This window comes from Spirillospora sp. CA-128828, from assembly GCF_050945415.1.
Taxonomy (GTDB): Bacteria; Actinomycetota; Actinomycetes; order Streptosporangiales; family Streptosporangiaceae; genus Spirillospora.
The window spans coordinates 4,380,303-4,392,357 of the sequence record NZ_CP191986.1; the positions used below are offsets into that span (position 1 = coordinate 4,380,303).

At 69.3% G+C, this 12,055-nt stretch carries 9 protein-coding genes and 1 pseudogene; 7 read left to right on the top strand and 3 right to left on the bottom strand.

Translation table 11 applies throughout. The features are described from left to right. Positions 1–402: 402 nt before the first annotated feature. The 3 genes from ACQPXG_RS21470 to ACQPXG_RS21480 form a co-directional block, all read right to left on the bottom strand. Complete coding sequence (locus ACQPXG_RS21470; RefSeq protein ID WP_433469479.1) at positions 403–1,740, bottom strand: sialidase family protein; 1,338 nt, start codon at positions 1,738–1,740, stop codon at positions 403–405. A 269-nt stretch (positions 1,741–2,009) separates the two neighbouring features. Next, on the bottom strand, positions 2,010–2,393 hold the full coding sequence (locus tag ACQPXG_RS21475; protein ID WP_433469480.1) for a VOC family protein: 384 nt from the start codon (positions 2,391–2,393) through the stop codon (positions 2,010–2,012). 253 nt (positions 2,394–2,646) lie between these two features. Further along, the gene (locus ACQPXG_RS21480) at positions 2,647–3,660 is read right to left on the bottom strand and encodes a LacI family DNA-binding transcriptional regulator (protein ID WP_433469481.1); all 1,014 of its coding nucleotides are present in this window, start codon (positions 3,658–3,660) and stop codon (positions 2,647–2,649) included. A gap of 249 nt (positions 3,661–3,909) precedes the next feature. On the opposite strand from ACQPXG_RS21480, the gene ACQPXG_RS21485 reads away from it, so the two are divergent. From ACQPXG_RS21485 to ACQPXG_RS21515, 7 genes and pseudogenes are all read left to right on the top strand, one after another. Further along, on the top strand, positions 3,910–5,163 hold the full coding sequence (locus tag ACQPXG_RS21485; RefSeq protein WP_433469482.1) for a sugar ABC transporter substrate-binding protein: 1,254 nt from the start codon (positions 3,910–3,912) through the stop codon (positions 5,161–5,163). Beyond that, the gene (locus ACQPXG_RS21490) at positions 5,160–6,074 is read left to right on the top strand and encodes a carbohydrate ABC transporter permease (protein WP_433469483.1); all 915 of its coding nucleotides are present in this window, start codon (positions 5,160–5,162) and stop codon (positions 6,072–6,074) included. Before ACQPXG_RS21485 ends, ACQPXG_RS21490 begins: the two co-directional genes overlap by 4 nt. Beyond that, positions 6,071–6,889, top strand: a complete 819-nt coding sequence (locus ACQPXG_RS21495) for a carbohydrate ABC transporter permease (RefSeq protein ID WP_433469484.1) — start codon at positions 6,071–6,073, stop codon at positions 6,887–6,889. Before ACQPXG_RS21490 ends, ACQPXG_RS21495 begins: the two co-directional genes overlap by 4 nt. A gap of 136 nt (positions 6,890–7,025) precedes the next feature. Continuing rightward, a complete protein-coding gene (locus ACQPXG_RS21500) occupies positions 7,026–8,774 on the top strand; it encodes an amylo-alpha-1,6-glucosidase (RefSeq protein WP_433469485.1) in 1,749 nt (582 codons plus the stop codon). A 302-nt stretch (positions 8,775–9,076) separates the two neighbouring features. Continuing rightward, positions 9,077–9,532, top strand: a pseudogene (locus ACQPXG_RS21505) (LamG domain-containing protein); the annotation flags it as partial. 103 nt (positions 9,533–9,635) lie between these two features. Then, the gene (locus tag ACQPXG_RS21510) at positions 9,636–10,070 is read left to right on the top strand and encodes an Ig-like domain-containing protein (RefSeq protein ID WP_433470023.1); all 435 of its coding nucleotides are present in this window, start codon (positions 9,636–9,638) and stop codon (positions 10,068–10,070) included. Positions 10,071–10,383: 313 nt separating this feature from the next. Further along, a complete protein-coding gene (locus ACQPXG_RS21515; RefSeq protein ID WP_433469486.1) occupies positions 10,384–11,889 on the top strand; it encodes a hypothetical protein in 1,506 nt (501 codons plus the stop codon). Positions 11,890–12,055 lie beyond the last annotated feature (166 nt).

The following is a 12,055-nucleotide window of genomic DNA, read 5'->3' on the forward strand; positions in this document are numbered from 1 at the left end:
CGCTCCAAAGACGGATCGGGAATGCGTTGCCGGGCACCACCGCCGCGGCGGGCGCACCTGACCACCACACGGTGACGGCGTACCCGCCGGACGGCGGCTCCCGCGGCCGTCGCGGATCGCGATCCCGGTGCCGGCAGGGCCCCGCACCTGCCCGAGGACGCGGACGGCGAGCGCACTGCGTGATCGGGTGCGTGCGCACACGGGCGGGGCGGCCGACACCGGCACCGGGTTCGCTCTCCTCGGCACGGGAGTCGCGGTGAGATCCTGCATTGCCACCAGCATGCTCTGGGCCGGCGAGCACGGGGAGGGTAGAAATACCCATACGGATACCCGAACCCCGGGATGGCCGGGATCGTCGTGCGCCCCGCCGGCGCAGGCCGCGCCGGCGGGGCGCACCCTGCCTCAGCTGCGGAAGGTCGCGCTGTGGAGGTCCACAGGGTTGGCGGTGTCGCCCGTGGACACGCCGTACACGGCCACGAAGGCCGAGCCGGTCGAGACCAGGCCGGTGTAGTCACCGAGCATCCGGCCGGAGCTCGTCGACGGCACCTTCCGCGCGTCGAACGGGCCCTCGATGTGCCGCTCCCGCCACGATCCGGCCTGCGTGCAGTTCTCCGCGCAGGTCACGGCCCAGAAGTCGGTGGGCAGGGTGGCGGCGGACGTGTTGTTCCGGAAGTCGTAGTACGTGATCGCCACGGTGCCCTGGGGGGACACGGCGATCGCCGGAACCGCGGCCGAGCCGGTGGGCGTCTTGTCCACGCGAAGCGGGCTCGACCAGGTCTTGCCGGAGTCGGCGGACCGCGCGTACACGACGTGGAAGGTGCCGTCGGCGTCCTGGCTCTGCCAGACCGCGTTCACCACCTTGCTGTTCGGCCGGGCGGCCAGCAGCGGCAGCGACGCGTTGCGCACCGGGTCACCCGAGCCGTCGGGGTCCGGGATCCTGGTACCCACGGCGAACGGGGCCGCCACGTTCAGCGTCGGCGCCGACCACGTGTCGCCGCCGTCGGTCGAGCGGATGACCTGGGTGGCGGCGGTGGTGTTCGTCTCGTGGTGCATGCCGATCAACAGCGTCCCGTCGGCCATCGGCACCAGTTCGGTACCGATGACTCCGCTGTTGGTGGGGAAGTCGTACACCTTCTTCGTGGTCCAGGTGCGCCCGTCGTCGGTCGACTTCGCCATGTAGACGGGCTGTACCCAGTTGTCCGCCGACTGGGTGTCGACCCGGTCCCACACCGCGTAGACCACTCCCGGGTGGTACGGGTCCGCGGTGATCGCCGGGCGGTCGTTGAAGAACCGCGGGTCGTCGTCCCGCTGCAGAGTCACCGGGGCGTCCCAGTGCTCGCCGCCGTCGCCGGACCGCGACACCAGGATCGCGGTCACCTCGCCGGTACGCGACAGCGAGAACGACGCCGCCACCGCCGCGCCTGACGGGGTGACCGTGACCCAGTGGTCCGTTGTGACGTCGTAGTCGCCGCCGTTGGCCGCGGTACCGCCGTTGCACCTGGAGAACACGGGATTCTCCGCCGACGGACGCCAGGTCGCGCCGTAGTCGTTGGACACGGCGGTGACGGCTCCGTTGCCGCCGTACCGGTTCCACCGGTCCTGCTGGTACACCGTGACGAGATGCCACGGCCGCTTCGGATCCCGCGCCACCATGGGCTGAACCTCGGTGTTCGGGTTCAGCACGTATCCGTCGCCCTCGGGCAGCCCGCAACCCGCGGGCAGCGCACTTGTACCCGACACCGGCACCACAACGGCAGTGCCGGAATCATCCGCGAAGACGGGCTGAGCCGCAACCGTGCAGGTGAACACGGCGGTCACCGCGGCCACCATTAACGTGGAACGTCGTTTCAACGGAGCCTTCCTCATTCTCGATGGGGGTCTCCACAGGAGACGCTGCAACCCGACCCCGCAGCGTTTCCCGCAGGCGCCGAACGGCGCCCCCGACGTTAACAGTCCAAGATCGACTTCGTCTCCCTTTCGCCGGGACGAAGCGCTTGATAAGTGCGGCCTCACGACCAGGTGCGAGCTGACCTGGCGAATGTCTCGGGATCGCTGTGCACGGGCACCACACAGAGCAGGTGGCCACCTGGCGCGCGCAGTGTGTGGGCGTCCTGCCAGCGGGAGACCGGCTCCGCGCCCAGCGCTGTCAGGCGGGCGACCTCTGCCGCCGGGTCGTCGGTCTCGATGTCGATGTGGTAACGCGGCACGTCGTCGTCGACCGACTGGATAACGGTGAACAGTTCGGGAACGGCGCCCTTCAGGACGGTGAACTGCTCCTCGCCCGCCGCGGGCCGGGCAGGGACGCCCAATGCCGCGGACCAGAATTCCACTGCCGCGCCAATCTGCATGGCAGGAGTGTCGATGAGGATCCCGACCACCCGGCTGCGGTGCATGGCGGAAAGGCTATCCGTGGCCGAATATCCTGCCAAGACCCTGTTGCAGCGTGCGCGGCGGGTAATTATCGAATTTTGCCGCCGTGCGCGTCCGCCCCGAAGCGATCTGGAACACTGCAGAGCCGATTCCCGACTTCATTCGGCCTGGTAGGAGTGGCATGGATGATGTCGGTGAAGCGGCGGGGTGAGCATCATCGTGGCAGGGTGAGTATCGCGACGCGTCCATCGTCGAATCGATTCGCATCCAGGGGGCTCAGCGTTGCGGGGCCGGACCGGTGCTGGATCGCAAGGAGATGTCCGGGTTCAGCAGCAGATGCCTGGGCGGGGCGTCGGGCCGGGAGATCTTCTCGATCAGCAGCTCGACGGCGCGTGCCCCCATGTCGGTCGCCAGCACGTCGGCGGCGGTCAGCGGGGGGCGGAAGTTCTCCGCCCAGTGCTGCGCGGCGACGCCGGTGACCGAGAAGTCGCGCGGCACGGCGAGACCCGCCTGCTCGAGTGCGCGCTGGACGCCGGGGAGCGCGGCCTCGTTGATGGTCGCCGCGGCGGTGATCTCGGGTCGTGTCTCCAGGATGTGCCGCATGCAGGACTCGCCGGAGACGATGTCGTCGCCGCAGCAGAAGTCGGCGCCGTCGATCCCTCGCTGTGCGACGGCGTCGGTGAAACCGGTCAGCGCCCGGTGCGCCGGGCCGTAGCCGGCGGCGGCGAGCTCGACCGATCTGTTGATCAGTGCGATGTGGCGGTGTCCGAGATCGGCCAGATGGTTCACGCAACGCGCGATGAGTCCGGCGTAGTCGACGTCCACCCAGGACATGTCGTCGGGCTCGGCGGTGCGCCCGATACCGACGAACGGCACTCCGGCCTGGTGGAGCCGGGTGACCCGGGCGTCTTCCAGGCGGATCTCCATGAGGATCACGCCGTCGACCCGCCGTCCGGTGACGACGCGCTCGAACGAGCGGTCGTGATCGCCGCCGGAGGGTGACAGCAGCACGTCGAGGTCGGCGCGGGCGGCCGCGTCCACGACGCTGGCGACGAATTCGAGCTGCATGTCGGTGAGCCGCCGCCCGGCCGGAGGTATGACGAGCCCGATGGTCCGGGTCCGGCCCTCCTTCAACGCGCGCGCGTTGGCGTTGGGCTGGTAGCCGATCTCGTCGATCACTTCCTGGATGCGACGGCGCGTCGCCTCGGACACCGTTCGCTTCCCGCTCAGCGCGTAGGACACGGTGCTGCGTGACACCCCGGCCCTGCGGGCGATCTCTCCGATGTTCAAACGATTCCTCTCGCTGAGCGTCGAATCGATTCGAGTATGCTAGAGGCGCCGTAGGCGCCTGTCAACGCCGCAGCTTGTGGAGCTGGGAAATCTCGCATCGAAGTATTGACTCGCCTCCCGCGGCCATCCTACGTTCTGTCGAACCGATTCGCTGCGAGGCTCGCCACACGGTGACGACGGCGCGGTGGCACGGTTCCGTCCGGGGCGGCGCGCACCGGCGGCTCGGGGTCGAGTCCGAGGAGGGATTCCATGAACACAAGGATCGCGCGGTGCCGGGCACTGGGCGTGGGCCTGGCCGCGCTCGCCCTGACGGGCGGGCTCGTCGCCTGCGGTGGCGGGGGGAGCGGGTCCGGCGGTGCCGCGTCGGCCACCTACACGATGTGGGATCCGTACCCGCAGTTCGATGACGGTTCGGCCTGGGTGAAGCTGCTGAAGGAGTGCGGCACCAAGGCCGGGGTCACGGTGAAGCGCACCGGCTACGACACCAGTGACCTGACCAACAAGGCGCTGCTGGCGGCGCAGCAGGGCAACGCCCCCGACGTGCTCATCGTCGACAACCCGGTCGTGTCCTCGCTGGCCGACGCGGGCGCGCTCACCACCACCGGGGAATCGAAGATCGACACTTCCGGGATCGATCCCAACCTGCTCGGGGCGGGCCGGACCGGCGGCAAGACCTACGGCGTTCCCATCGGCGCCAACACCCTGGCGCTCTACTACAACAAGGAGGTCCTGAAGAAGGCCGGGGTGGACATCGCGTCGGTCAAGGACTGGGCCTCCTTGAACGCGGCCCTGGCCAAGGTGAAGGAGGCGGGCAAGAAGGGGATCACCTTCTCGGCGGTCGGCACCGAAGAGGGCAGCTTCCAGTTCCTGCCGTGGTTCTGGGGTTCGGGCGCCGCGCTGACCAAGCTGGACTCGCCCCAGGGTGTTTCGGCGCTGTCGCTGTGGACCGACTGGCTGAAGAAGGGGTACGCCCCGAACTCGGTGATCAACAACACCCAGACCACGAGCTGGCAGGAGTTCGCCACGGGCGACTACGCGTTCGCCGAGAACGGCACCTGGCAGCTGGCCAACGCCGAGAAGGCCGGATTCGACTACGGCATCATCCCCGTCCCCGGCGTCAACGGCGGCATCGCGCCCGCCCCGGCCGGCGGGGAGTTCGTGACCGTCCCGGTGCAGAAGCAGACCGGCCGCTACGCCACCTCGCTGAAGCTGGTGCAGTGCCTGACCAACACCGGCAACTCGTTCACCACGACCAGCACGCTGTCCTACATCGCCCCGACCGCGGCGGTGCAGGCCAAGCAGGTGGCGGCCGATCTCGATCTGAAGGTCTGGGTGGACGCGGTCAAGGCGGCCAAGGGCCGGACCGGCGACAACCTGGGCACGAAGTACCCGAAGATCTCCGAGCAGATGTGGACCGCGGCCCAGGCGGCGCTCAGCGGCAAGGCTTCGCCGCAGGAGGCGCTGGCCAAGGCGCAGACCGCGGCCGAGAGCGCCACCAAGTGACCCTGGACGGGATCCGCCTGCGGTGGCGGCCACGGCCCACGACATGGGCGGCCTGGGCCTTCCTGGCCCCGGTGACCGTCTACCTGGCCCTCTTCTTCGCGTACCCGCTCTACCGCAACCTCGACCTGAGCCTGCGCGACTACAACGTCCGTTCGTTCGTGCAGGGCGGCGCGGAGTTCGCCGGCCTGTCCAACTACCGAACCGTGCTGGAGGACCCGGCCTTCGTCCCGGCGCTGACGCACACGGCCGTGTTCACCGTGGTGTGCCTGGTCTTCCAGTTCGCGATCGGGCTCGCGCTGGCGGTGTTCTTCAGCCGCTCGTTCCGCCTGTCGGTGACGCTGCGCGGGCTGTTCCTGGTGCCCTGGCTGCTGCCGCTGATCGTGTCGGCGTCCACCTGGGCGTGGATGCTCAACAGCGACTCGGGAGTGGTCAACTCCGCGCTGAGCCTGGCCGGGATCGGCCCGGTCAACTGGCTCACCTCGCCGGACTGGTCCCTGGCCTCGGTGATCATCGCCAACATCTGGATCGGCGTCCCGTTCAACCTGGTCATGCTCTACAGCGGCCTGCAGAACATCCCGGTCCAGCTCTACGAGGCGGCCGCCCTCGACGGCGCCGGCGGGTGGCGGCAGTTCTGGAGCATCACGCTGCCGCTGCTGCGTCCGGTCACCGCGATCACGCTGCTGCTGGGGCTGGTCTACACCGTGAAGGTCTTCGACATCATCTGGATCATGACCAAGGGCGGCCCGGCTGGCTCCTCGGCCACCCTCGCCACCTGGTCGTACCGGCTCGGCTTCGGCAACACGCTGCCCGCCTTCGGCCCGGGCGCGGCGGTCGGCAACCTGCTGATCGTGGTCACCCTGATCGCGGGGCTGGTGTACCTGCGGGTGGAGCGAAGGCGGTACGCGTCATGATCGCGACCAGGACCTGGTGGAAGACACTGGCCGCGCTGGCGCTGACGGCGGTCATGCTGTTCCCGGTCTACTGGATGATCAACGTGTCGTTCACCCGGGACCGCGACATGCGCAAGAGCCCGCCGAACTGGTTCCCCGTGGACGGCACACTCGACGGCTACCGGGCGGTCCTGGACCAGCAGCTGCCCTATCTGGGCACCAGCCTGCTCATCGGGCTCGGCACGGTGGCGCTGACGGTGGCCCTCGGCGCCCCCGCCGGGTACTCGCTGGCGAAGCTGCGGCCCGCCGGCGGCGGGCTGCTCGGGTTCGTGCTGCTGATCGCGCAGATGATCCCCGCGATCATCATGGCGATGGGCTTCTACGCCGTCTACCTGAGGCTCGGCGTGCTGAACACCGTCGGCGGCCTGGTCATCGCGGACTCCACCATCGCCGTCCCGTTCGCCGTGCTGATCTACACCGCGTTCATGTCCGCGATCCCCGACGAGCTCATCCAGGCCGCCAAGATCGACGGAGCGGGCGTGCTGCGCACGTTCTGGTCGGTCGTCCTGCCGGTCAGCCGCAACGCCACCGTCACCGTGTCGCTGTTCGCCTTCCTGTGGGCGTGGTCGGACTTCGTGTTCGCCTCCACCCTCGACGGGGGCGGGACGCTGCGCCCCATCACGCTCGGGATCTACCGCTACATCGGCAACAACAACCAGGAGTGGAACGCGATCATGGCCACCGCGGTCGTGGCGTCGATTCCGGCCACGGTGCTGCTGGTCGTCGCCCAGCGCTTCGTCGCCGCGGGAGTCACCTCGGGGGCCGTCAAGGACTAGCCGCCCGCGCCCGGCCTTCCCGCCGAACGCCGCAACGCCGCAACGCCACAACGCGTTCGGTTCGGTTCCGCACGCCCGTGAACGTTCACGCGCACACCCGAACGGTCGCGCGTCGCCGCAGAAGTGAGAGTCCCCGATGACCGCCGTCCCCTCGTCCCCCACGTTCTCCGTCGCCGAGATCCCGTTCAGCCATCACGGGTCCTGGTTCGACATCTCGCCCGTGATCGCCGAGAAGACCTACGCCGACGACCTGCATCTGGTCTCCCACCAGACCGGGTTGCATCCGGTGCTCCGTCTCGTCCCCACCGACGGTGACCACCGGGTCGACGCCACGGTCACCGCGACCCCGGCCCGGCTCGGCTGGATCCACGGGACGGGACGCGTCGAGCTGGCCTACGAGGACCCCGACACCATCCGGGTGCGCGGCCACGCGCTGGGCATGCGGATCGTCGCGGCGAACCCGGCCCTCACTCCGTTCAGCGGACCCTACTTCTACCGCGACCCCGTCGACGGCGCATATGTGTTCACCGTCTACGAGACCGGACGCCGTTACCGGATCACCCTGGTCGGCGGGCCGCCCGCCGCCGCGGTGGGGGAGCAGGCGCTGAACTCGTCCGAACGCGGCCTGATCTTTCCCGCGGATCAGGAGTGGGAGGTGGCGATCGAGGAGTACGAGACCGCGCGCCCGTCCTACACTCCGCGGGCGCTGTTCGCGGAGGTGGTGCGCGCCGCCCACGACCGGTTCGCCGCGTTCGCCGACGCGATCGCCCCGTGGCGCGGGACCGCCACCCCCGCCGCGGAACTGGCCGCCTACGTGCTCTGGTCGGCGACGGTGCGCCCGGCCGGATTCCTGGCCCGGCCGGCCGTGCTGATGTCCAAGCACTGGATGGACAAGGTCTGGAGCTGGGACCACTGCTTCAACGCCATCGCCCTCGGCGGGGGAGCGCCCGGGCTGGCCGTCGACCAGTTCCAGCTTCCCTTCGACCACCAGGACGCCGCCGGAGCGCTGCCCGACTCCGTCGCCCATTCGGAGATCCTCCACAACTTCGTCAAGCCGCCGATCCACGGCTGGGCCCTGCGGCGCCTGCGCGAGCGTCTCCCTGAGCACCCCGACGGGGACACCCTGACGCAGATCTACCGGCGGCTCGTGGCCTGGACCGATTTCTGGCTGGACGCCCGGCGCGCTCCAGGGCAGCCGTTGCCGCATTACCAGCACGGCAACGACAGCGGCTGGGACAACGCGACCACCTTCGACCGGGAGCGGGTCGTCCAGTCGGCCGATCTGGCGACGTTCCTCGTCCTGCAGCTGCGCTGTCTCGCCGGCCTGGCCGCCGAACTCGGCGAGGACGGCGCGGCCGGCCGCTGGACGACGGCCGCCGACCGGCTTCGCGACGACCTGATCGACCGCCTGTGGGACGGCGGTGCCTTCACGACCCGCGGCGTCGGCACCGGGAGCACCTGGGCCACCTCCAGCCTGCTGGACCTGATGCCGATCGTGCTGGGCGAGGAGCTTCCGCGCGACATCGCCGCCGTCCTGGCCGAGCGGATCAAAGCGCATCTGACCGAATACGGGCTGGCGACCGAGTCGCCCCGCTCGCCGCACTACCGGCCGGACGGCTACTGGCGCGGCCCGATCTGGGCCCCCGCCACCGTCCTGATCGAGGACGGCCTGCGCCGCGCCGGGTTCACCGAGCTCGCCGACGACATCAGCGCCCGATTCCGTGCCCTGTGCGAGAAATCGGGGTTCGCGGAGAACTTCGACGCCCTCACCGGCGCGGGCCTGCGCGACCGCGCCTACACCTGGACCGCGAGCGGCTACCTGATCCTCGCCGCCGCCTATGAACGGCGCCGCACGGACGTCCCCACCCCCACCCCGGTGCCCTGAGGAGGACACGCACATGTCCAGACGAAGACGCCCCACCGCCTGGCTCGCTACGGCCGGGCTGCTGACAGGCGGCCTGGGGGGCCGTCCCCGTGACGGCCGTCGCGGAGCCGTCGGCGAACCTGGTCCTGCACTACGACTTCAACGATGACTTCCTCACCACCGGCGTCGTGCACGACAGTTCGCAGTCCGGTCTCGATGGGAAGCTGGTGAACCCCGCCTCGGCGTCCACCGCCGAGGGCTCTGACGGCTCGCGGGCGCTCTCACTGCCCGGCGGCGACGCCGCCTCCACCACCGCGGCCTATATGTCGATCCCCAACGGCCTGTTCAAGAACAGGACCGCCATGACGATCTCGGTGTGGCTGAACTGGGACGGCGGACCGGACCTCCAGTTGGTGTACAACCTCGGCAAGAACAACGCCGCCGCCACCTTCGTCACGCCCTCCTATGCCGGAGACGCCACCACACGGTCGTCCGTCAAGCCCGTCAACGGCAACGACGAAGTGGGCGTTCCGGGCGCCCAGAAGCTGCCGACCGGCCGGTGGACGAACCTCGTCACCACCCTCGACGGCAAGACGATCAACTACTACCTCAACGGGGCGAAGGTGGGCAGCCGGGCGGCCGCCGTCGACCTGGCCTCCATGATGCACTCCGACTCCAGCACGACCTCCGGCTTCCTCGGCAAAGCCTTCTGGGGCGGGCACCCGTTCCTCGCCGGCGACCTGGACGACCTGCGAGTTTATGACGGGGCGCTCACCGACGCCCAGGTGGCCGGACTGGCCGGAGACCACCTCGCCAAGTACGAGGCTCTGACAGACACCTCGTTCGACGTCACCACGACCGTGGGCACGGCGCCGGGCGACGGTGAACGCGTCCTACTCGGATGGCATCGACCGGGCGCTCCCGGTCACCTGGGATGCGGTCGATCCCGCGCAGTACGCCCAGCGTGGGCAGTTCACCGTCAAGGGCACGGTGCCCGGCACCGACGCCACCGTCAAGGCGACCGTCACCGTGGTCGGCAACGACCTCACCGTCGACCTCGCCGACGACACGGGAGCCTTCCACGGCGGAGCATCCGGCACGCTCTACGGCCTGTACGGGGACGGCGTCCCGTCACGCAACCTCATCGAGGGCATGAACCTGCGGACGGTCTCCACGAAGGCGCAGGACGGGCCGCAGCACCCGGGCGCGGACGCGCTCGAAGTGGTCAAGCCGCTGGCCGACAGCACCGACGGCGACGTCCCGAGGGCAACATGTTCGGAAGCGGCGAGTGGAGCTGCAACAACGTCAGCCGGCTGAACGACCCGCGGTACTACTTCAGGGCGTGGGACGAGGTCCACGCCCTGATCAAGGCCAAGATGCCCGACGCCAGGATCGCGGGCCCCAACACCAGCGTGCTCTTCGACCAGGTCCAGGGCTTCATGCGGCATGCCGTCGCGGCGGGCACCGTCCCGGACGTCGTCACCTGGCATGAGCTGAGCGACCCCGCACGCATCCGGACCGACGTCGCCAAGTACCGCGGCTGGAGGCCCAGATCTTCAAGGGCACCCGGTACGAGGGCGAGCGCCTCCCGATCAACCTCAACGAGTACGCGTTCAACTACCACACCTCGGTGCCCGGCCAGATGATCCAGTGGGCCTCCGCGATCGAGGACTCCAAGGTGGACGCGGACATCGCGTACTGGAACATCGACGGGAACCTCAGCGACTCCGCCGTCCAGTCCAACCGCGGCAACGGGCAGTGGTGGCTGCTCAACGCCTACGGGAAGATGAGCGGCCACACTGTCAAGGTCACCCCGCCCTTCCCGAACCGGAGCTACACCCTCCAGGGCGTGGCCACGTACGACAAGTCCAAGGCCCAGGCGCGGACTCTGCTCGGCGGCGCGTCGGGGAACGGCCGCGTCCAGTTCCGGAACATCGACTCCAAGGTGTTCGGCCGTTCCGTGCATGCGCTGATCCAGGAGATCCCCTGGACCGGCCAGATCGGCGACTCCGCCCAGCCCGAGGTCGTCGCGGAGATGGACGAGGCCGTGGTCGACGGGGGAGTGGCGTTCGACTTCGGCTCTGCCCTGCCCGCCCTGAAAGAGTCGTCCGCCTACCAGATAGTCCTCACTCCGGGCGGCGACACGACGTCCCCTGCCGTCCCGCCCAAGGTCTGGAAGGCGGCCTACGAAGCGGAGGGCGCCGCGCACATCTTCCTCCGCGTCGACGGGAAGGCGGAACAGGAGATCCATACGCCGCTGGGCTACAAGTGGGTGGTGTGGGACCACGCCGACACCAAGGTCGAGCTGACCAAGGGCGATCATGTGATCACCCTGGCGGCGCGCAGCCTGGACGGGAACAGGGCCACCAAGGGCGACACGATCATCGACAAGATCGACTTGTCTCTGCCGGACCTGGCGGCGACGCAGTCGATCTACGAGGCCGAGTACGCCGGCCTCAAGGGCGCAAGCCTCGACTACACCGTCAAGAAGGCCTCATCCTCCGGCGTCGCCGTACTCGAGAATGGCCAGACCGCCACGTTCTGGGTCTGCTCCCCTCGCGACGGGGAGTCGACCCTGCACGTCGACACCTTCGGCGGCGGCGTGGCCGGGCTCGCGGTCAACGGCCGGAAGGTCCGGAACCTGGCCGCCTCGGCCGAGGCCAAGGTGTTCCTGACCGGAGGGGTCAACAAGATCACCGTGACCGGGGAGCGCGGACGCCTCCGCCTCGACCGGATCCGCGCCGAGAGCACCGCCGGCACGCTGAACACCACCTGGTACGAGGCCGAGGGCGCTCGTCTCGCCGGCACGGCGCAGGTGACCGCCTCCTCGCTGGCCGGCGGGGGCAAGTCCGTCACCGGCATCGGCGGCGAACGGGGCAATGCGAACACGCTGACGTTCGACGTCACCGCCCCCGTGGCCGGACGGTATGCGCTCACGGTCCGCTACTCCGACCCGGAGCAATCGCCGGCCACGCACTACAACCCCGACCCGCTGGCCCGGCACGGCGGACGTCTCCGTCAACGGCGAGACGCGACGGGTGCTGTTCCCGCACACCTTCCACGCCAACAACTACTGGCAACAGACCATCCAGGTAGACCTGAAAGCGGGCGCGAACATCATCTCGTTCGCATCTGAGGAACTGCCCAACTTCGACGGGAAGACCTATGTCTCGGAAACTTTCCCGGATGTACTTCTCCGCTCCAAGTACGCGCCGATCATCGATCGGATCGGCATAACCCCGTTCACCGGCCGAGACTGATCGTCCGAAGCCGAACCGACCGCACTCCGCTCCATGGCCGCT

Excerpts from the sequence above, each read along its gene's own strand:
- ACQPXG_RS21500 (WP_433469485.1), top strand. The coding sequence starts at position 7,026 with ATGACCGCCGTCCCCTCGTCCCCCACGTTCTCCGTCGCCGAGATCCCG.
- ACQPXG_RS21495 (WP_433469484.1), top strand. The coding sequence starts at position 6,071 with ATGATCGCGACCAGGACCTGGTGGAAGACACTGGCCGCGCTGGCGCTG.
- ACQPXG_RS21475 (WP_433469480.1), bottom strand. The coding sequence starts at position 2,393 with ATGCACCGCAGCCGGGTGGTCGGGATCCTCATCGACACTCCTGCCATG.
- ACQPXG_RS21485 (WP_433469482.1), top strand. The coding sequence starts at position 3,910 with ATGAACACAAGGATCGCGCGGTGCCGGGCACTGGGCGTGGGCCTGGCC.